Below are 18,936 nucleotides of genomic sequence, written 5' to 3'. Positions count from 1 at the left end.
GCCGGACAGGTGAAATGTTTCACGCAATTCGTTGCCCGACAGGCCGATGAAAAACGTCTGCCCGAAAGACGAAAACAAGGTCAGGAGAAAGCCGCCGCCGATCCAGCGGGCGTTCTTTTGCACGAAATCAAACATGGCAGGGCTGTAGTCAATTATTCCGGAGAACGGAAGCTGCCTTCTATTGCCTAGAGACGCAATCCAGGATGTCGTTCTCGCAGATTGGAGCGTTGCTGCGGGTCTCCGGGTTCTGGAGACAATCCCGGTACAGGTAGCGAAACTCGACGTCTTTATAGGATGGAATGGCCGCCTTCTTGCTCGTCCGGCTTGCGGCCAAGGCCTCAGGCGTCACGACGAGATGAGGAGAAACCAGTTTGTAAACCCACGGCTCCGCGCCCTTCTTTTTCTCGAAGACTTGCACGTGAAAATATGGATCATCTTGCAGCGCGTCAGGATTCTTGTAGACGGTTGCCCACGTCACCGATTGCCGCGTCACAGACAGCACAATGGTTTCCGTCAGCGTCTGAGCGGACGCCGTCACGGCACCTGCCAAGGATAGCAGTATGGAAATCGGGAGGGTTTTCATGAGAACAGGTCGCTCTTTTTGGTTCGTCGGATGCTACCGTGATCACTGCTAAATCGGCGCAATCCCCTCCGCGCCGCCATTCCACTTATTCGAGTTCACCTGCCGGTCGACGCGATACATCTGAAGGTCGCCGTCCAGGTGTTCCTTCATGAGTTCCTTGGCATTGTCGACCGGTGTTTCCGGATCCATCCAGTGGTCATAGACCTCCGGTTTTAGGATAATCGGCATCCGGTTATGGATACTTGCCATCAGTGCAACGGGCTCGGCCGTCAGGATTGTGCAGCTCTCGATGCCCAATTTCTCGTTGTGCGCCCACAAGCCCGCGAACGAAAACGGCTGGTGATCAGGCATGAATATGTGCCAAGGATCTCGGCCGCCATCCTGTTCGGACTTCGTCCACTCGTAAAAACCGTCGGCAGGGATCAGGCACCTTTTCGATTTGAAGGCATCACGAAACGCAGGCTTCGACGCCGCCTCCTCGGATTTTGCATTGAATGTCGCGTATCCGCCAATTTCCTTTGACCACCAGGGGACAAGACCCCAGCGGCCTTCATGAAGTTTGTGGTTTCCATTGCCGTCGGGAGTGATGAAATCGACGGTCTGTGTCGGCGTGATGTTGTAGCGGGCGGCTGTGTTGCGACCCTTCTCCCAATCTGTTGTTAACCTATAAAGACGATGTATTTCGCCCCATGTCAGATATCGGGTGTATCGGCCACACACAGGTAGTTCTCCAGTTTGCATCGGGTCACAGAAGACTATATGTAGCCAACATCCCCCCAAAAGACGACTGGAACCCTTAATGTCCGACACCAATAATGAAGGAATCATCGAGCTGACCGCTGACGTGATTTCTGCCTATGTCTCCAACAATCCCGTGCCTGTTTCCGAATTGCCCGCGCTGATCGCCCAAATCCACCTGTCGTTATCTGGTCTGACTGGCACGGCGGCCGAGCCTGCTGGTGAGCCACAGAAGCCTGCGGTGAATCCGAAAAAGTCGGTTTTTCACGACCACATCATCTGCCTGGAAGACGGAAAGTCGTTCAAGTCGCTTAAGCGCCACTTGACGACCCACTTCAATATGACGCCTGACGAATATCGGGCGAAATGGGGCCTTCCGAGCGACTACCCGATGGTTGCACCGGGATATTCTGCCGCCCGTTCTGCCCTCGCGAAGACGATGGGGCTCGGTCGGAAGCCCAAGGTTGTCGAGGCTGTTGCGCCAGCGCCAGTAAAGCGTGGACGTAAGCCGAAGGCTGCCTAACGTAGGAACAGGAAATAGACTGCGGTGCCGCCGGTCATCCCGATAACAAGCGGCCGCCACAGTCGTCAGTGCCAAGCGGAGTATTCCGGCCATGTGAGTGAGGCCTTCCAATTGCGGTAGGTCTCCCGCTCGGCTTCTCGTAGGCTTTGTCGGCTCGGTATCCCATGGCGCGTGCCCTTGCTATCAGAAGTCTTTTACGCGCTTGCCGAGGTAAAAGTCAGGGGCGAAAGCGTTTCGGTCCGAACCGGACTGGGAATCCAGGGCACGCATGCGGATTGTTCCTCGGTTCCTGAAGAGGCCGCTTGTAATGGCCTTGACCAGCTGCTCCTCCGTCATCCCCTCGAATTTATTCGTGTCGTTCGTGAAATTGATGCTGAACAGCCCCTTCTTGTCTCCCTTCTCACCCTTATACGGGTGGACACGCTTGCCGTTATAGATCGACCAGACGCTCTGAAGAAAATTATTGGTATCCATCGTTTCTGTATCCCCTTTGACTATTCCGCCGCAGTGGCGATCGGACTGCTGAGACCGTCAGTAGCGTTTTTCATTCGCTCATAGGCAGGAAGCAGGAAATCCAGACGACTGCGCACGGGATCCTTCTCCTTGAGCTCGGCGACCTTCCGGAGGCCGAGATAGACGTCCACTTGGCTGCCCCCGCTGGTCGAAGGATGCGCGAATGCACCGAGAACCTGTTCCCGCTTGATCACGCCCTGTTCCACGCACCAGTCCAGTGCTGCCAACGGTGTTGGGCCGAGGCCAACATAGAGTGTGTCTGGCGACAAAGCCGGAAGGGAGGCGACGAAATCTCGTTCGAAACTTTCGCGGAAAATGGGCGACTTCAGAACCTCGCCAAAGCTGCCAGCAAACATCTTGCCATTCCGGAAGGCCGCGTGCGGGATCACTGATGTGCTATGAAGAAGATCGGCGTGTTCGGCCCAGAGCAGTTCTTCTCTTTCGATGCCCAATATCCGAGCAAACCCGAAATGGTGCATCATCTGCAATAATTTCGGGCGCATGGTCGGCCCGCCGAAGGCCCCATGTTTCTTGGCCTCCAAGAGAATCGTGTCGTCGGGCAAGCCAACTTTCAGTTTGCTGCTGACGGTTCGGTACGCAAGCTTGATCTGCTCCGGGCCGGGTGTGATGCCAACGATCGCCAACCTTGCAATCGGGTTTACGTGCTCGAACGGGATGTAAAATAATTCGTCGCCGCCACCTGATGACAACAGCGTCGCCGGCGTTTGTGCCGCGGCTTCGCCACCCTTGTTGATGACGTCGCGATATCGATCCAGGAATACTGGTACTTGGTTCATTGTCCGCCCCTTGGTATGTGTGTTGAATATCGAAGGATGGAAGAAGGCGGGATCGTCCCGCATTTCCGACGCGGGCAACGCAACTGCCCTTACGTAACTGTACAGACCTCATTGCCTGCCTTGGTCACGGCGCTGGCGACTTGATCAGTCGACCCCTCCATGTCGCGTCACCCGAGAGAAAGTGCCCGGGTTGCAACTGCCAGTGTTGTTCGCAAATGGACACGACCGCTGGCTGCGCGTCCTGGTCACGCTGGTGACCTATTCTCCCTTGACCGCAGTGACCGGATATTCGTGACGGATTATCTTACCCAGACGATCTCGCATCCGGTTGAGACGGACGAAATCTGCGAGCGCCTTCGTTCTCGCTTTATCCGTCATCTCGCCCTTGAGGCTGTTTTCCAGTTCGCCGAGTCGCGCATTGATCTCGTCGACCTTGTATTCGTTTATTAAGCGAGCCAGTCCGCGAGATGCATCCAGGAGATAGCTGACCATGCGTTCGGCCCGTCCAATGGTGCCGCCGTCAGGTTCGTCAGGACCAAAGATTTCCGCAAATCGGGGATCATCGTCGTTTGAAAAATCCGGCGGTTCAAAGCCCGCCCATTCGAGCGGATAACAGACATCTTCGACGAAATTTCCGTCGTGCTTCGCAAGCCACCCAGCAAAGGGTTCCTTCAGAAAGCCGGAGACGACGTCCTCCGCCGATTTCTCGGCTTCTTTCTTGCGCTCGCGATATCGTTTCTGCTTTTCGGCCGGTGACATTGCCATCGTTTTCAATCCATAATGGTAACGAACAGACTGTTACCGTTATGCACGACGGAGCGCAAGAACTTTTTTTCAAACCCGCACGACAGGCACGTCCGATAGCCGTGTCGTATAGCTCGGCGACCGCATTTCTGCTTTCGCCTCGAACGATCTGCGGAACCCCTCAGATCCGACAACCATCTTCTTTTTTCCGAAACGATCATTCACTGCATCGAGGGCGGCCATCAGCCGAGCGTCCCTTGGCCGCTCGAATTCGAACAGCAGCTGCGGGGCTTCCTCCGCCTTCAGCAGGTCGTTGAGCATGACCCCGGCTTTCGTGTATGCGTAGCCATTGCCGCCGCGGTCGCCTTTCCAGGCTTTCTCGACACACATACGGGTCGCCCTGACCAAATCGAAGGTGTCGTTCGACATCGGCTTCAGCCGGATTGTCCGGGATGTCGAATGTTGTGGTGCCGTCGCCGAGAACGGGTTCGTATGAAAAAATGCCGTCAACGTTCCGGCAACGAGTCCGTGCAACCTCAATTTCTGCGCCGCTCGTGACGCGTGCGCCGTCATCGCCTGCATCAGGGCATCCATTGTCGTCATCGGCATCCCTGCAGATCGGGTGACAGCCATCCCTTTGCGCTGCGGGGCCACCTCCTCGAGATCGAGAAAGCGGACACCGCGGAGTTCGGCGACAAGCCTTTCGAGGACAACGGTTCCAAGCTTTCGCGCCTGTGGAAGCGGCATGTCACGGAGCTGGGCGACAGTTTTGATGCCGATGTCGATCAATTTGGCTTCCGTGCGCGATCCCACGCCCCAGACCTCCCCTACCGCGATCCTGTCCATGCACCAGGCTGCTACTCGTTCATCCGTGAAATCGCAGATACCCCCGAAGACCGGGTTCGTTTTGGCGGCGAAATTGCCCAGTTTAGCCAACGTTTTTGTCGGGGCGATGCCAACGCAAGTCGGGATGCCTGTCAGTTCTCTGACGGCCATTCTCATCTCGACGGCCTGTTTTGTCACCGATTGGAAGCCCGACAGGTCAACGAAGCTTTCGTCGATCGAATAGATTTCGATGTGCGGCGAGAACTGGCCAAGAGCGTCGACGACGCGCCTGCTCATGTCGCCGTAGAGGGTATAATTCGACGACAGCACACGGATGGAGTGCGCTTTCACTTTGTCCCGTATCTTGAACAGCGGGTCGCCCATCTTGATGCCAAGAGCTTTCGCCTCGGCAGATCGGGCGACCGCGCAGCCGTCGTTGTTCGACAGCACGATGACCGGAACGTCGTTCAGCCTCGGATCGAAGACCCTCTCGCAGCTGACATAAAAATTATTGCCGTCGATAAGGGCGATGGACATCGTGTTCCTATCGGCCAGGCAACGGCCATTTGCGCTTGTCGAAGTCGAGCTGTGCTTGTTCGAGAAGATCGTCATACGACTGGCACGCCATCAATCGCTCTGGTCGGCCTTTCTCGTCGACGTCGTGCAGCCATTCGTCATCGGCGTCGATGGCGGATGTGAACCAACCTGCGATGACCTCGGGCAAGCCTGGCATCGGCTGCGATGCGGGGAGGTCTCCCATTTTTATCCTGCCACCGCGCCTCTTCAGGATCTCCCGCACGCGATCGGCCGCGATCCGTCCGATCGAGGCTTCGAGCAACGGCATCAATTGCTCGTCTCCGTCGGCAACTCCGCGTAGCCACCGGTCGAAAAGCTGTCTCTCGTCATCAGTCCGCAATTTCATGTCTGGAGTCCTATCATGCTGCGACCTCGGAGGGTTCGTCGTCGTCAAACCACTCGTCGGGAACCTCCAGCGACCACGGGTTCTGGAAAAGCTCGCGAACTTCGCGCCGATAGAAGCCGTTCTGGGCAACCTGATCCCGCATGAATACGTGGATTTGCTGCTGCGCGTCGCCCGGAGAATTCCATGGCCCCAGCGATCCCGACACGAACCTGGTGGCCGACCGCGAATAGACCTGATGCCGTGGGCAGGCATGGCAGAACTCGTCGGCCGCCATGACGTCATCCCCGATCTCGTCAACCTCGACGTCGTGCTTTTCGCAGAACCAATCCGCAGTGCATCGGTTCTCGATGTCGTAGCTGATGTGCTCGAGGTAAAAGCCGTCATTGCTTAGATCGCAGACGACGGTGTCCAGGCCGTTGATCCCGTATAACCTCATGATCATGATCGTCTCCCTGGTTGATATCGATTTCAACCAAGGCTGCACTGCGTGTTCGCAACCCACCATACCAGTCGACTGTCCGGCGGCATGAGTCACCTATGCAGTCGAGGCGCTCATATCGGCAACGTTTGTCGTCTCCTTCGCAACAACGGTGTCGTACAGGCCGTAGTGCGTCAGGCCTTGATGGCTTTCGATCCCGGTGTAGCGGAGGGAGGCGTCTTCATAACGGCGGAAGGCGAAAACGGCCTCGTTCATCCTCTCGGTGTTGAACACTTTCAGCCGAACAAGAAGATGGAAGTCCGCTACAGTCAGCCCCGTTACAGTCAAAAAGAGATCTGGCTCGATTTTGGTGATGACATCCTGAAGGGTGTTTTCACGAAAGTCCGTGAGATACATGAAGGCAGGAATTCGGGTAGCGAATTTGATCAGTTTTTCCTGAACGAGTTTGCGCTTGGATTTGTACTCCTTCTCCTCATCGCTCAGCTCCTTCTTCTCTTTTCCGGTCAGCCCGCCGTCCTTGCCCTTCTGCTTGAGTTCCTTGACCTTGTCGCTCTTGTTGATGATCGTTTCGATGATGTTGTCGCCCAGCGACCGCCAGCCTTCGATGCGTTCGACCGCGGCCATTGCCTCTAGGCTGCCCAGCACGCGGCGCAGGGTGTCATTGTCCACATTGACAAGCAGCGCGGATTCCCATTTGCGGGCGAGCAGCGTGGCCGATGTTCCGGCCATGGCAATGTCCAGGATGCCGCCCGCATCTATCTGGGTCATGTTCGCGCCGTCATAGGCAAGCACTGGCAGGAAAGAGACGAGGTCTCGCACGGCATTTTCAGGATTCGGCTCGCCTGGAGACAGGCCGATGCCATACTCTGACAGTTGGCGGAGCGCACGTGTCGGGGCGAAGTCGAACACGAAACAAACAGGCTTGAGGACGTCTTCTTCGTTCGGATTGTCGCCGTCGGGATTCTTGATCGACCACGGCGATTGCACCCGGAACGCCGCCTGGAAATACGTCTCCGGCGATTTAAGGTTGCGCAGCATCAGGATCGAGGACCACTGCGCTACCGTCACGCCCGTAGTCAGCTTGCCGCACGACAGTGTAATCGTCTTGGTGTCGAAACCGCTTCCGATCGCATCTCGTACTGGCGGAAGGGCTTCGAGGCCGATGCCTGCCGATGCGCCCGCTGCAACGACGATTCCATAATCGTGCCAGAAGACATTTTGCTTCTCGGCAAGTAGGTTTGCGATGGCGTGACAGGCTGCGACATTGGGCAGGAACCAGAATGAATGCTGGAGGTAGGGGAGAAGACGGACGTCTGAGTATGGAAATGGCGGCCGTGTCCCGGTTTTCAGGCTTTCCACCGCTTGCGGCGCATACCCACCCCGGATGATGTCGAGCCATTTCTGAACATCGGTTTTGTGCTCGAAGGTTGCCGCCTCACCTGAGCCTGTAGCGGCGAAAAATGCGTTCAGGTCGAATTCGTCAAACTCACCCGCGCTGGCGATCGCAAGCAGCTCATCAGGCATCTGGTAGGTTAGCAGACGCATTTGCGGCAGAGCGCCGTACGGATTCTGCCCGTCGGGGTTCTCTGCCGCAAATTCCTCTTTGGCGCGCTGTTCGTCGGTATAGGTCCAGTTGAAAATCTGTTCCTCAATGAACTCCCCCGTTGCCAGCGCCTTGAAGGGGGTGCCGGATAGATAGAGGAAGGCCCTGGTCGTGATCGGGAGGAACTCGACTTCGTTCTCTGAAAGCACGCCGAGGTCTTCGTTCACGTTTTCCAGGTCGGCAGTGTATTCGAGTTTCGTCTCTCGACTGGCGTCCTCTTCGCCTTCGAAAAGCTCTTTCGCCGTTTCCCTCCACGCGCCGAAGTGATACTCGTCGAATACCACGAGATCCCAATTGATCGTGTGTAGCCAGCCGTTCTTGGCTTTGATATTTCCGAATTTGTCGCGACCTAGTAGGTCCTGAAACGAACCGAAATAGACGTATGGCTTCGTGTCATCGATCTGGCTGGGATCGCGTTCGGAATGACGTGAAAGATATTGCCATTCGTCGAAATCCACATGGGATTCGAGGTCGGTCCGCCATGCGTCCTCGACCGCGGGCTTGAAGGTCAGCACCAAGACCCGCTTGGCACCGAGCCTTTTGGCCAGCTGGTAGGTCGTGAACGTTTTCCCGAAGCGCATCTTTGCGTTCCAGAGAAAGCGTGGGACGGCATTCGCATCCTGTTGCCAGCGGGAATGATAATACTCGTAGGTCTGCTCTACCGCCGCAGCCTGTTCCTTCCTCGGCCGGAAGGTCTTGTGATGTGTGCCCGTGAACTGCTGACCGATCCGCAATTCGGCCAGCACTGTTTTCACGTCGGCGACCGTACATCGCATCCATTCAAGCTGCGGGTTCGCGAAACCTTTGCGCCTGAGCGCATTACGCACAGCATGATCGGTGATGATCGAACCGTCGTCACGGCTGGCAAACTCGTCGAGTTCGATGGCGTAGTTGGCGATCGCGGCCGTCTTCAGCTGCTCCGCTATCCGCTGTTTCACGTCACGGGTGGTCTGACCGACTTTCAGCAGGCCAGCATGCGCTGCATCAGCGATTGCATAGGCATAGATACGCGGGCGGGCTTCCGGCCTCGGGGTGAGGATTTCCTCTATGGTTGGCTTATTCATGACCCGCCCCCATCGGGCGGATCATCTGCTCGATGAACGCTATCTCAGGCGCGTCGATACCGTACTTTTCATAGAGATCGGCGTCTGTCCACGTTTGGTCCCACGTCTGGATGGGAACCCAGCGGTACATGCCTCGGAAAACGTGTTGGGCTGGCTTGCGAAGCGACACAAGGAACCGCGCCAGTCTCGTCCGCAGATATGACTCGACATTCTTGGCCTCAGCCTTTGAATCCAGAGGCCCGGCGACGAGATAGGTTTGAGTACACACCGATCCCGGCTCACCGATCATCGGCGGGCCTAATACCAGGTCCACCCCGCTCCGTTCCCGTTCGCGGCCGGAGCCAGCGACGGGAAGAAAGAGCTTCCAGACGTCAATCAGTTGCTGGTTTTTGTTGATCACCTCGCGGGAAATCGCGCCGCGAACTCGTTTTGTGGCGACATTGGCGTAGAGAAGCACCTGCATATCATTCGGCACCGCATCTCGAGCATAGTCTGAAAAGTTGGTTGGCAGCCCGAATGGGGTGTCTCCGCTGACAAGTTCCTCAAAGGATCGCTCCCCAGCCGCGACGACCTTTTGCAAGATGTCGACCGCCCGCTTATCACGTACGAAGACGTCGAACTCGTCCAAGGTGCGTGAATACGGTCCGATGATCGCGCCATTTCTATGGTACGTGCATTCGCACGTCCCGGGATTGTCGCGGTCCCATAGGAAGTAGCAAATGCCGCCGCCAATACCCACGGTGGGAAACGCATCCTTCGCGTTCTCGTAGTCAACGAGCGTCCGTACACGCTGGTCGCCGAGGAATTCAGCCCGGAATTCGCCAAGCCCCCGACCGCCAGCCATCCATCTCGAAGGGATGACCATGCACAGGAACTTCGGCTCCAAGCGCACGGCCTGTTCCACGAACAGTTGGTAGATTGGAGAATCGTTTGTTCCCCCACCCCCGCCGGTCATTTGATACGGCGGGTTTCCGATGATCACGTCGAACTGCATTTCGTCTCCAAACAACTCGGCGATCCGAGCCCTGATGTCGTCTGTGTGGATGAACGCGTAGGCATGGCTCTCAAGACCTTCCTCCCGGTCGAAAATCGCGCGCGGCGCGTTGCAGAACTTGCATTTCGCGCCATCCCACGTGTGCTCCATCTGCTCAAACCAGATGTTTCCCGTATCGCTTGTGAAGGACCCGGCAATTGAATGGCTGCCGTTAGCCTGTTTGCTGCAATACACGCTCCGCCGTGCCAGCAGGCTAGTGAGGTTCGTAATTGCGATGCCGAATATCTGTTTGGTCAGGATGTGGTCGACGCGCTCGTTTAGGTCGGGAATCTCGCTAGCCAAGCCTTCGGTGAGACGCCTGGTGATCGCACGAAGGAAAACGCCCGACTTCGTGAAGGGGTCGAGGAACTTGACCGAGCTGTCTGCCCAGATGTTTGCGCCATTGTGCGCGGCTGCCCAGGCTTCGGTCACGGAATCCAGCATCTGGTTCGCGAACTCAGGCGGGGTGAAAACCTCATCGTTCGAAAGGTTCGCGATGCACGTCAGCACATCAGGATTACGCCCTCGCAGCGCAAAAGGCACCTGTTGGTTCATCAAACTCCCCCCGGAGCGGCTCCCATAAATACGCCAGCAAGATCGCGCATCGTCATCGGCGAGTAAATCTTGGCTGGTGTAAAGATTTCGTGCGTTTTCAGATGAGCGAACAATGAGTCCTCGGCGCTGAAGGCAGATGACCCGGTGAGGACGTCGAAACGGAAATCACGCCGCTGGTACTTGCCTTTGCCGAGGTAACCCCATTCAGCGAAGGTGATCGGCTCGCTGCCGTGCGCGCGCATTGTCCTTGCGTCGCCGTGCACCAAATTTTGGGACAACACATACGAAGCAGCCCGATACAGATCGTCGGTCTTATCGATTTTCATATAATCGACGAGGGTTTCCAACATGTTGGCGCGACATTCGGCGATGTTGTCGGGGAGTAGTTCGACGCCGTATGTACACATGAGCGCCAGCAGGGCGTAGTGCCGTTTTTCGAAATCGTACTTCTCGAATTTCAGCTCCACGGCAGCCAGTTTGCGCTGCAGGACCGGGACAAGGAAATTCCCGCTCCCGCACGCGGGTTCCAGAAACCGGGCGTCAATCCGCTCTGTCTCCCCTTTCACGAGATCGAGCATCTTTTCGACCAGCCAGGGCGGTGTGAACACTTCCCCATGGTCGTTGACCCGCTTTTTTGATTTGATCAGGTTCATGGGTGAAACATACTCGAATCCGGTAAGCCGCTATTTCTACATCGACGACATTGTTGCTTTGGGCCGTTATCGCAATGAAAGCCAGTGAGAAAGGCGACGGTGAAGAAATACGTCACTCGACCTCATAACGCCTGATGACGCCCGCAATGATCCCCCAAATTTCGGTCGTCTCGGTCACTAGGATCGGCGCGAACTCCCTCCCTTTCGATTTCGGATCGAGCCAATGGCGACCATCCCTTTTCGCAAGTTTCTTCACCGTGATCTCGCCGTCCACTAGAGCAAGCACGATCCGCCCAACACGGCGTTTCCCCGCTCGATCGACGGCGATCATATCGCCATCACGGATGCCCTCGTCCATCAGGCTGTCGCCGCTCACGCGCCACCAGAACGTGGCCGACGGGTGCCTCACGATCCACGCAATGGGATCGAGTTCATCCTCCAAGTCGTCGGCTGCGGGTGATGGGAAACCTGCGGGCACAACTGTGCCGGATAAGGGCACAATTGTTCCCTTCGAGGAAATTGGGTGAGGAATGGGTACTAGGGCGGCTACTGACATGGATGGGAACATATAGCGAACGGGCGGACTCCGAAAGCGTGTGGACAAGGAATCTTTTCCTGCTGTGGGAAACCAACAGAATTGCCGTCGACGCCGAGGATGTGACAAGAAGCTGGTTGGGTGCGGGGGATATTATGATTCGTGCAATGGTTCACGCGGTCGTCGGAGCGACGATCGCAATTTTCTCGCTCGCGGCAACGCCTGCCAGGGCTGATGCCATTGAGTGGAAGCAGTGGTCATACAACTGCATGCACGATCACAAGGATCCCTACGGAACGGTCATGAACGCAGCCAACTGCTGGGCGATCATCTGCAGAGGCGTTAAATCCCATCATTTTTATGGGTTAGGCAGCTCCTGTCTATACGTTTTCAAGTTTACCCGTGAGGGGCAAGAATTATCGCGAATGAGCAGCGACGAGCTATGTCAGCCCGCGCCGAGCAAAGCCGCGGTTGACGGGACAAGGATTGATTCCCTGACCGATGAAGAGCAGATCAACGCTGTGCGAAAAGGAAAACGCATTCTGCGTCGCGTAGAAGTCCGAGGGTGGCCGTATTGCGAAGACACCGATATCGAAGCCGATCTCAGCGGTTCGGAGCATATCTATCAGAAGCTGCTTAAAATGAGCCCGAAATACCTCGGTGATCCCAAGCCCTAGACATCAATCGTTGACATAATTGAAGGTGCCGCAAAGCCCAGGGCTGTTGATGTCGTGCGGTGATTTCTTGGAATCGAACACGGCCACGCCAAGCAGCCACGTATCTCCGACGGACGACGCATCGTGGAAAACGACATATCTGGCAGTGCCACCACAGAGAGTGTTGCCATTCTCGAGCTTCCCAGGGTCGGCTGCCATTTTGAAGACTTCCGCGGTGACCAGTTTATCCTCCGAGTCACTCCAACGACGCCAAGATGCGCCGACCGACGTCAGCTTCACCTTTTTGCCGTTGCCGAATGTGAGCGTCATCTGGCTGCCTACGGTTGCAAACTTCGCATTTCCAGACAGCTTAATCGCGCCAGTGATCGAATCCGATGTTCGGCTGAACGGCTCGAATGAGCGCTTATCTTGCCAAGCGTGGTGCTCCGGCGCTGATTGAGCGACGACCTGGGCGGATGGGAGACATGTCGCCATGGCGAGGGCTACAAAATATGCACGCTTCAAAGCCGCCATTCGAATTCCCGCCCCATTTTCAGAAGGCAGATGCTTATCACCCGTCACCGACAACTCAAAACGCGGCACCCAACACCTGACGCAGCCCATACTGCAGAAAGCTGGCATCAACCCACGGCCAGATCGCCAGCCCCGCGACCACGGATACGCCAACCCATTTCAGGCGACCTGGTATGAGCAGCAGGGCACCAGTCCACCTCGGCCAGCCGACCAGCATGGCGAGTCCGCAAATGGCGATCCAGATCACGGAGGCATGAATTCCTCCAACAGCGAGTTCTCGCGGCAGACCTTGAAGCCATCCGTAGCCAGCGGCGGCCATTGCCAGGGCACCGACCCATTCAAAGACGCCGGACGGCTTGGTGGACGCCGACCTGAAACGGCTCCCTTTCATGCCTTCAGCCGCCTTTTTGGTGGTCTTCAAGGCTTCTTCGACGGTGCATTTGAAGAATTCGCGGTTCATATTTACGCGGCATCGGACGAGTTGATCGTGAACCAATCGCTCTAGCCAGACGCAATTCCAAGTCGAAACCGTCGCCTCGATCTTGAAAGGTGTCGGCACACCTGTCGCCGCGCTCAATTCGGCGGCGCGGGCACGGGGTTCGCGGAAAGTGCGGCCGACTTTGACGATGCCGGGCATCGACGGATTCGAGAGCACATACACGTAGCCGCGTCGTCTTTTTTGAGTTTCCGCCATCTGCCCTCCCCTTTTTGAGGAGGCTCAGGCGTGGCGTAGCAAGGGACAAATTTGAGTTGTCTGTTTCAGTCTCAGACGGATCGGATTGGCAGGAGGACTACGCCAACCCCTTAAAGGAAGCATGCCGCAATATGCCGTCAGGCGTCACTTCGGCATACTGAACCTTGGCTTCGTGAACGGGTTCCACCCAAGTCGCCTCTTTCTGCTTGAGATCGGGCACCGGTGACGTGCCGATCACCAGTTCATCGAGAGTGTCCTTCAATTCCCTCGCCGACTTCGCCGTGAATCCCGTGCCGACCTTGCCCGCAAACGACATCGTGTGACCGTCCCTGCGGCCCAGATACAAGGCAGTGATCGGTCCACGGTCGGCATCGAAACCGATAATCGGAAAGGCATCCATCTTGGTGCACTTGACCTTGATCCATTGAAGCGTTCGACCCGACCGATATGCGGAATCCGACTTTTTACAGACGATGCCTTCCATATCGAGATCGCAGAATTGATTGAAGAGGGTCGCCCCGTCCGTCTCGAAGTGCTCGACGAAGAATATGCGCTTGGGATCAGCCTCGGCCAGGAATTCGGCCAGCACGCGCTTCCGCTCGAGCAGCGGTGCCTTTCGTAGGTCGAATCCGTCCAGATAGAGCAAATCGAACGCGTAGAAGGCCAATCGGTCACTGATGCCCTTGCCGATGTCCGCAATTAGGGCGCTGTAGCTCGGCCGTCCCTTGTCGTCCGTTACCGCTATTTCGCCGTCCAGGATGACCTCGTTACAAGGCAGGGAGGCGGCATCGTCAGCAACGGATGTGAAACGGTGTATCCAATCGTGGCCTCGCCTCGTTAAGATGCGCACGCTGCCACTGACGACATGCAACTGGGTACGGTAGCCGTCGATCTTGAGTTCATGAATCCAATCGTCGTCCGACGGCACCTTGGTCTTCAGGGACGGAAGCGAGGGCTCAATGAAACCCGGAAATGGCTGCGGTTCCGCGCCTTTGACCACGCGGGCAATGAAGCGGGCTGACGATCTCTTTGAGGGCGGAATGGGCTTCTTGGCTGGCATTCAGATGAAAGCGCCTTGCGCTGTTTGGTTCCGTGAGAGCGGCGGCGAGTTGGTATAAAGCCGCCGCCTCTATCGCCGCGCATCCTTTAGAATTTGGCTCCAACCTTCAGCCCAAGCGCGTGATCCTGCCTGCCGCTGCCAAGCGCCGTTCGGTATTCCAGGCCGATCAGCCAATCGTTCAGCAGTGCGGCATCAAGCGACAAACCAAGGGTAGCGTAGTCGCTCCCGACGGAATCGACATCGACGGCATATGGAAGCGAGCCGATGTCCGTGTAGCCGAGACTGATGCGGCTGGATCCCGAAAAGTCATGCGTGAATTCGGCCCGTACGCCTGGCGTCAGCTTTCCCCAATCCATCAGGAAGTCGTAGCTGGCCCGAACGCCGATGACACCGGAAACCGTGTCCACGGTTTGGTCGCCATAGGTTAGTCCGTAGATGCCGCCGCCCTTTTCGGTGAAGCCGTTCAGCCATGAGCGAGAAAGCTCAAAACGCCCATACGGCGATACCAGCCATTTCTGATCCCGGAATTCGTATGCAGCAGTTAGGGAGCCGAATAATTGGTGGCCGTCCCGGCTGCCCTTCGCGAAGTCACCGGTTGTGGTCACAAAGCGGTTTGAATCGAAATCCAGCCAGCTTCCGCCAATGAGACCGTCAAGGAATAGGTTGTCGGTGGGTTTGTACGACCCGTAGATAGCGGCACTGTAAGCGTTGGCTCGGCTTTCGGTGCCGTTGTCACCCACATCGCTCTTGTCGTGCCCGTAGCCGAACCCGAAGCCTGCGACGAAGCGATCCGAAAAACGGTAGTCGACGCCCGCGCTTATGCCGACGGCCGTTGAATCGATGTCCAGTCCGCCTTTGTCGCGCTCGGCAAAATCGACAAAGCCGCCTGTCCATATGGCATAGGGGCCAAGGTCAGGCCCTTGGATGCCGGAGGACGAAGATGGGTTGCCCCCGTTGCTGGCGTCCTTGCCATCGTCGTAGCCAAGGAGCCCCGGCGTGCCGCCGCCACCCATTTGATCAAGGTAACGCTGTGCATCGTTTCGGTCGCTGTCGGTATTGGACTCGCGGTAGCCGAGGCGGATATCCATGGAGTTCCGCCTGCGGTCGCCCTCGTCGTGGAGTTGCTCGAGGCGGTTATTGAAGTTGCGCGTCTGATATTGCGCGAAGCGCTTTGCGGCATCGACCTGTGCCCCAAGCAATCCAAGGACTTCGGAATCCTGCGAGGGGTCAGGGCGGGCGATGACGGAAAACGTGATCGTGGCCGGAGCCGAGGTGCCAACGGCGTTTGTCAGCGTGTAGCCCACTCCCGCCGATCCCGAGAATGTCGGGCTGGAATCGAAGGTGAGCCGTTGTTGCTGCGCGTCAAGATGCAAGGCTCCGGTTTCGGATCCCGGTACAGACGTCAGGGCGGCCGAGGTGAACGGCGTTCCCGAAGCACCTTCAGTGAGGTCGACTGTGACAGTGGTGCCCGCCACGACTTCAATCGTTCTCGCTGTCGCCGTTGGCAACGGGTTAGATCGAAGCACGCTGACGGTATACGTTCGTGTCGTCGTTCCATCCTGGGCGGTGGCGATGACATCGATAACAGTGGTGCCGACAGCAAGTGCGATAGGAGCACTCGTTGCACCAGAGGCAACAGGCGTCCCGTTGATCGTTATCGTTGCTGCCGCATCCAGGGAAGTTGGCGTGAGTGCTATCGTAGAGACCGAATTTGCAACGGAAACATCGTAGGCAAACGTTCCGGCACCGAAAGCGGGATCGAGCGCCCCGGTGCTCGGCACCAGATTGCTGAGATCGGCAACGGCCGACGAGGCCCGTATGACGGTGACATTGTAGGTTTTCGTCGTGGTCCCATCCTGCGCGGTTACGACGACGGGAATAACGGTATTGCCAACCGACAGAGCGATTGCGCCGCTGGCGCTGCCCGACGAGGCTGCGACTCCATTGACAGAAATTATTGCTGTCGGATCGGCTGCTGTCGGCGTCAGCGAGATGCTGTTGACAGCATTATCGACAGCGACATTGTAGGCAAGCGTCGCCCCCGAGAACACTGGATCAAGGGTTCCGGCGCTCGGGGTAAGGCCGCTGAGATTGGCGTCCGAGGCCGCAGCTCGCACTACAGTGACATTGTAGGTTTTCGTCGTGGTCCCGTCTTGTGCTGTCACGACAACAGGGATGGATGTCGGGCCGACTGAGAGCGGGATAGGTCCGCTGGCTGTTCCTGAGACAACCGCGGTGCCGTTGACCGTGATCGTGGCATTAGGCTCAGACGCTGTCGGCGTGAACGCCATGCTTGCCACCGAGTTTGGCACAGCAGCAGTGTAGGCAAGTGTCCCTGATGCGAAAGCGGGAGCTAGAGTGCCTGCGCTGGGAATAAGGCTGCTGAGATCGGCAACAGCCGAAGAGGCCCGTGTGACAATGACCGTGTAGGACTTTGTTGTCGTCCCGTCTTGTGCAGTTACATCCACTGTCACGGTCGTGGAGCCAACAGAGAGGGAAACAGGCGCACTCGCCGCTCCTGAGACAACCGAGATACCGTTGACCGTAATCGTGGCATTTGGCTCGGAGACAGTCGGTGTCAGAGAAATCGTGGTGTCGGTATTTGCGACATGCACCGTATAGTTCGGCGTAGCGGCAGCGAAAGCTGGACTGAGGGTTCCGACGCTTGGAACAAGGGAGCTTAGATCGGCGTTCGGGGCCGCAGCGCGCTCGACATAGACTTTGTAGAGTTGTGACGTTGTCCCATCCTGAGCTATGACGAGAACATCGATGGTATTCAGGCCGACCAACAGCGCGATAGGTCCGCTTGCCGATCCTGATGCAATAAAGGGCCCATTCACAGAGATCTGGGCATTTGGCTCAGCTGCCGTCGGCGTGAAAACAATACTCGAGACCGAATTTGCCACCGAAGCATGGTAGTAAAGTGTCGCAGATGTGAACGCTGGAGTTAGAGTGCCTGCGCTTGGAACAAGGCCGCTGAGATTGGCGTTTGAAGAAGCAGGGTCATCATCGAGAATGGTGCCTACCCCTTGCGGGTCATCAATTGTTGCTCCTATGATATTGTCGACGTTAACCAAAAATTGTTCGGACAGCTCGAAATCGGCGTCATCTATAGTGGTTACGTTGAAAGTGTACGTGTTGGATCCTGCGGGAATTGTCTGAGATGTAAGGATACTTTCCGTGAAGTCGAATATGCTTCTTGCCGTATTATCGACCGTGCCGATGTCAAAAGTTACTCCGCCAGCATCCGCAGGACTACTGAGAGTTATCGTGAAAACAGCGACGCCGCCTTCAGTAACACTGACATCATTGATCGACAACGAAGGTGTGGGTGCGCCCATTGCATGAAGCGACATCGATAAAAGGGCAAGAAACACTATTGCGAAGCGCTGCCACATCAGCTTCGCCTGACGCATGAACTTGGTCATGCATCCCCCCCCTCATCAGTTTGCATCCGCCAATGGTCGCTTTAACACAATGTGGCGAAATCACAAAATTTAACCACAAAGACGCCATAATCCTGCGGTTTTGCCCCAACCTAGTCAGGCAGCCCAGCAAACGGCTTCTGATACCTCACACCCAAAGGCTGGAAATCTTTTTCATTTTGCGTGAGCACGACCAGATCGCACTGTTTCCCCGTAGCCGCAATGGCGATGTCCTCAAAGCCATGTGAGATGCCTGCGGCTCGGGCGACCGTCGCACGGTACCCGTTCTGACAAGGACGCAGGAAATTGAGCGAGGAATTTGGGCAGGTAGGGAAGTCCTTTGTTGCCACGGAAACACTCAGCAACATTTCGAAACAAAATTCTTGTCCCCCGAGGGTTGTTTGATGCTGAGCCCCGACAAAACATGTTTGTGAACGCTGGCCAAAAGGCAGCATTTCGCAACAACAACAATAAGGGGACGACATATGTTCAAGAAGACACTCGCTGCAGGCGCAGCACTAGGAATCGTGCTTGCTGCAATGGCAACAGCTCAGGCGGATACGAAATTCATCTGGCGATCCATGAGGACGGCGTGATCATTGTCGCTGCGACTTCACCCGAAACACCGGAGGTTCCTGAGGTGCCCGAGGAGCCATCCAAGTCGTATGTCCAGATCGAAATGAACGGCGGCTGGATTTATGAATGCGAAACCGATCTGACCGTCGAAGGTGTCAGCGGTGAGCGATATGATCACGTCTTTGATGTGGGCGGGCCGATTGCGGCAGCGTTTGATTCCATCTGGTTGAGTAACGTTGGCACCTTGGACTGGGGTGATTTTGATTCCTCGAAAATATTCGGCAACCCGTGGGATGACGTCGAGAACGCGGAAGACTTCGACCATGATTATCTTCGAATCGAATTTAGCGATTTCTCGCATGGATATAACGTCTGCATCACGCCTTTCGCGCTGGTCACTTCTGGCACGATAGGAACAGGCCAAGGCGTGGGATACGCAGGTGGCTCTGTGGTGGAGCACTGAC

Annotated in this window: 21 protein-coding genes; 4 read left to right on the top strand and 17 right to left on the bottom strand. The window is 56.6% G+C overall.

Annotated features, from left to right (window positions below):
• A partial coding sequence (locus ACX3P1_RS14110; protein WP_459080214.1) for a hypothetical protein occupies nucleotides 1–189 on the top strand: 189 nt, incomplete at its 5' end.
• On the opposite strand, the gene ACX3P1_RS14105 is transcribed toward ACX3P1_RS14110, so the two are convergent.
• Both ACX3P1_RS14105 and ACX3P1_RS14100 read right to left on the bottom strand, forming a co-directional pair.
• Nucleotides 179–583, bottom strand: coding sequence for a DUF5086 family protein (locus ACX3P1_RS14105; RefSeq protein ID WP_459080213.1), 405 nt, complete (start codon nucleotides 581–583; stop codon nucleotides 179–181). The two genes, ACX3P1_RS14110 and ACX3P1_RS14105, sit on opposite strands and share 11 nt — an antisense overlap.
• 48 nt (nucleotides 584–631) lie before the next feature.
• Nucleotides 632–1,324: an SOS response-associated peptidase gene (locus ACX3P1_RS14100; protein ID WP_459080212.1), complete on the bottom strand. Its 693-nt coding sequence runs from the start codon at nucleotides 1,322–1,324 to the stop codon at nucleotides 632–634.
• 58 nt (nucleotides 1,325–1,382) lie between these two features.
• On the opposite strand from ACX3P1_RS14100, the gene ACX3P1_RS14095 reads away from it, so the two are divergent.
• Nucleotides 1,383–1,844 (top strand): Ros/MucR family transcriptional regulator, encoded by a 462-nt coding sequence (locus ACX3P1_RS14095; protein WP_459080211.1) that lies wholly within the window; start codon nucleotides 1,383–1,385, stop codon nucleotides 1,842–1,844.
• A 183-nt stretch (nucleotides 1,845–2,027) separates the two neighbouring features.
• Here ACX3P1_RS14095 and ACX3P1_RS14090 read toward each other — a convergent pair whose 3' ends face one another.
• The 10 genes from ACX3P1_RS14090 to ACX3P1_RS14045 all read right to left on the bottom strand — a co-directional run bounded on the left by ACX3P1_RS14090 (nucleotide 2,028) and on the right by ACX3P1_RS14045 (nucleotide 11,470).
• Nucleotides 2,028–2,318 carry a hypothetical protein gene (locus tag ACX3P1_RS14090; RefSeq protein WP_459080210.1) on the bottom strand — a complete coding sequence of 97 codons (291 nt, stop codon included), beginning with the start codon at nucleotides 2,316–2,318 and terminating at the stop codon, nucleotides 2,028–2,030.
• A 20-nt stretch (nucleotides 2,319–2,338) separates the two neighbouring features.
• On the bottom strand, nucleotides 2,339–3,154 hold the full coding sequence (locus tag ACX3P1_RS14085) for a hypothetical protein (RefSeq protein WP_459080209.1): 816 nt from the start codon (nucleotides 3,152–3,154) through the stop codon (nucleotides 2,339–2,341).
• Between the two features lie 258 nt (nucleotides 3,155–3,412).
• Nucleotides 3,413–3,919: a hypothetical protein gene (locus ACX3P1_RS14080; RefSeq protein WP_459080208.1), complete on the bottom strand. Its 507-nt coding sequence runs from the start codon at nucleotides 3,917–3,919 to the stop codon at nucleotides 3,413–3,415.
• Between the two features lie 69 nt (nucleotides 3,920–3,988).
• Nucleotides 3,989–5,260: a Y-family DNA polymerase gene (locus ACX3P1_RS14075; RefSeq protein ID WP_459080207.1), complete on the bottom strand. Its 1,272-nt coding sequence runs from the start codon at nucleotides 5,258–5,260 to the stop codon at nucleotides 3,989–3,991.
• A 7-nt stretch (nucleotides 5,261–5,267) separates the two neighbouring features.
• Nucleotides 5,268–5,567: a hypothetical protein gene (locus ACX3P1_RS14070; RefSeq protein ID WP_459080206.1), complete on the bottom strand. Its 300-nt coding sequence runs from the start codon at nucleotides 5,565–5,567 to the stop codon at nucleotides 5,268–5,270.
• A 91-nt stretch (nucleotides 5,568–5,658) separates the two neighbouring features.
• Complete coding sequence (locus ACX3P1_RS14065; RefSeq protein ID WP_459080205.1) at nucleotides 5,659–6,087, bottom strand: hypothetical protein; 429 nt, start codon at nucleotides 6,085–6,087, stop codon at nucleotides 5,659–5,661.
• A 93-nt stretch (nucleotides 6,088–6,180) separates the two neighbouring features.
• Nucleotides 6,181–8,751, bottom strand: a complete 2,571-nt coding sequence (locus tag ACX3P1_RS14060) for a GIY-YIG nuclease family protein (protein ID WP_459080204.1) — start codon at nucleotides 8,749–8,751, stop codon at nucleotides 6,181–6,183.
• Nucleotides 8,744–10,339 (bottom strand): Eco57I restriction-modification methylase domain-containing protein, encoded by a 1,596-nt coding sequence (locus ACX3P1_RS14055; protein ID WP_459080203.1) that lies wholly within the window; start codon nucleotides 10,337–10,339, stop codon nucleotides 8,744–8,746. Before ACX3P1_RS14055 ends, ACX3P1_RS14060 begins: the two co-directional genes overlap by 8 nt.
• Nucleotides 10,339–10,992, bottom strand: coding sequence for an N-6 DNA methylase (locus ACX3P1_RS14050; protein ID WP_459080202.1), 654 nt, complete (start codon nucleotides 10,990–10,992; stop codon nucleotides 10,339–10,341). The genes ACX3P1_RS14055 and ACX3P1_RS14050 overlap by 1 nt, the downstream gene beginning before the upstream one ends.
• Before the next feature lie 112 nt (nucleotides 10,993–11,104).
• Complete coding sequence (locus ACX3P1_RS14045) at nucleotides 11,105–11,470, bottom strand: LexA family protein (protein ID WP_459080220.1); 366 nt, start codon at nucleotides 11,468–11,470, stop codon at nucleotides 11,105–11,107.
• A gap of 41 nt (nucleotides 11,471–11,511) precedes the next feature.
• Between ACX3P1_RS14045 and ACX3P1_RS14040 the strand changes: the two genes are divergently transcribed.
• Complete coding sequence (locus tag ACX3P1_RS14040) at nucleotides 11,512–12,204, top strand: hypothetical protein (protein WP_459080201.1); 693 nt, start codon at nucleotides 11,512–11,514, stop codon at nucleotides 12,202–12,204.
• Between the two features lie 3 nt (nucleotides 12,205–12,207).
• On the opposite strand, the gene ACX3P1_RS14035 is transcribed toward ACX3P1_RS14040, so the two are convergent.
• The 5 genes from ACX3P1_RS14035 to ACX3P1_RS14015 form a co-directional block, all read right to left on the bottom strand.
• Complete coding sequence (locus tag ACX3P1_RS14035) at nucleotides 12,208–12,717, bottom strand: hypothetical protein (RefSeq protein ID WP_459080200.1); 510 nt, start codon at nucleotides 12,715–12,717, stop codon at nucleotides 12,208–12,210.
• Between the two features lie 55 nt (nucleotides 12,718–12,772).
• Nucleotides 12,773–13,411, bottom strand: coding sequence for a GIY-YIG nuclease family protein (locus ACX3P1_RS14030; protein ID WP_459080199.1), 639 nt, complete (start codon nucleotides 13,409–13,411; stop codon nucleotides 12,773–12,775).
• Between the two features lie 97 nt (nucleotides 13,412–13,508).
• The gene (gene ligD / locus ACX3P1_RS14025; RefSeq protein WP_459080198.1) at nucleotides 13,509–14,471 is read right to left on the bottom strand and encodes a non-homologous end-joining DNA ligase; all 963 of its coding nucleotides are present in this window, start codon (nucleotides 14,469–14,471) and stop codon (nucleotides 13,509–13,511) included.
• Nucleotides 14,472–14,557: 86 nt separating this feature from the next.
• Nucleotides 14,558–17,899, bottom strand: coding sequence for a cadherin-like beta sandwich domain-containing protein (locus ACX3P1_RS14020; protein WP_459080197.1), 3,342 nt, complete (start codon nucleotides 17,897–17,899; stop codon nucleotides 14,558–14,560).
• Between the two features lie 110 nt (nucleotides 17,900–18,009).
• On the bottom strand, nucleotides 18,010–18,351 hold the full coding sequence (locus tag ACX3P1_RS14015; protein ID WP_459080196.1) for a PIN domain-containing protein: 342 nt from the start codon (nucleotides 18,349–18,351) through the stop codon (nucleotides 18,010–18,012).
• A gap of 137 nt (nucleotides 18,352–18,488) precedes the next feature.
• Between ACX3P1_RS14015 and ACX3P1_RS14010 the strand changes: the two genes are divergently transcribed.
• The gene (locus tag ACX3P1_RS14010; protein ID WP_459080195.1) at nucleotides 18,489–18,935 is read left to right on the top strand and encodes a hypothetical protein; all 447 of its coding nucleotides are present in this window, start codon (nucleotides 18,489–18,491) and stop codon (nucleotides 18,933–18,935) included.
• Nucleotide 18,936: the final 1 nt, after the last annotated feature.

This window comes from Mesorhizobium sp. A623, assembly GCF_054489405.1.
The sequence above is the reverse complement of the archived record's forward strand: the minus strand, read 5'-3'. Positions and strand labels throughout refer to the sequence as shown.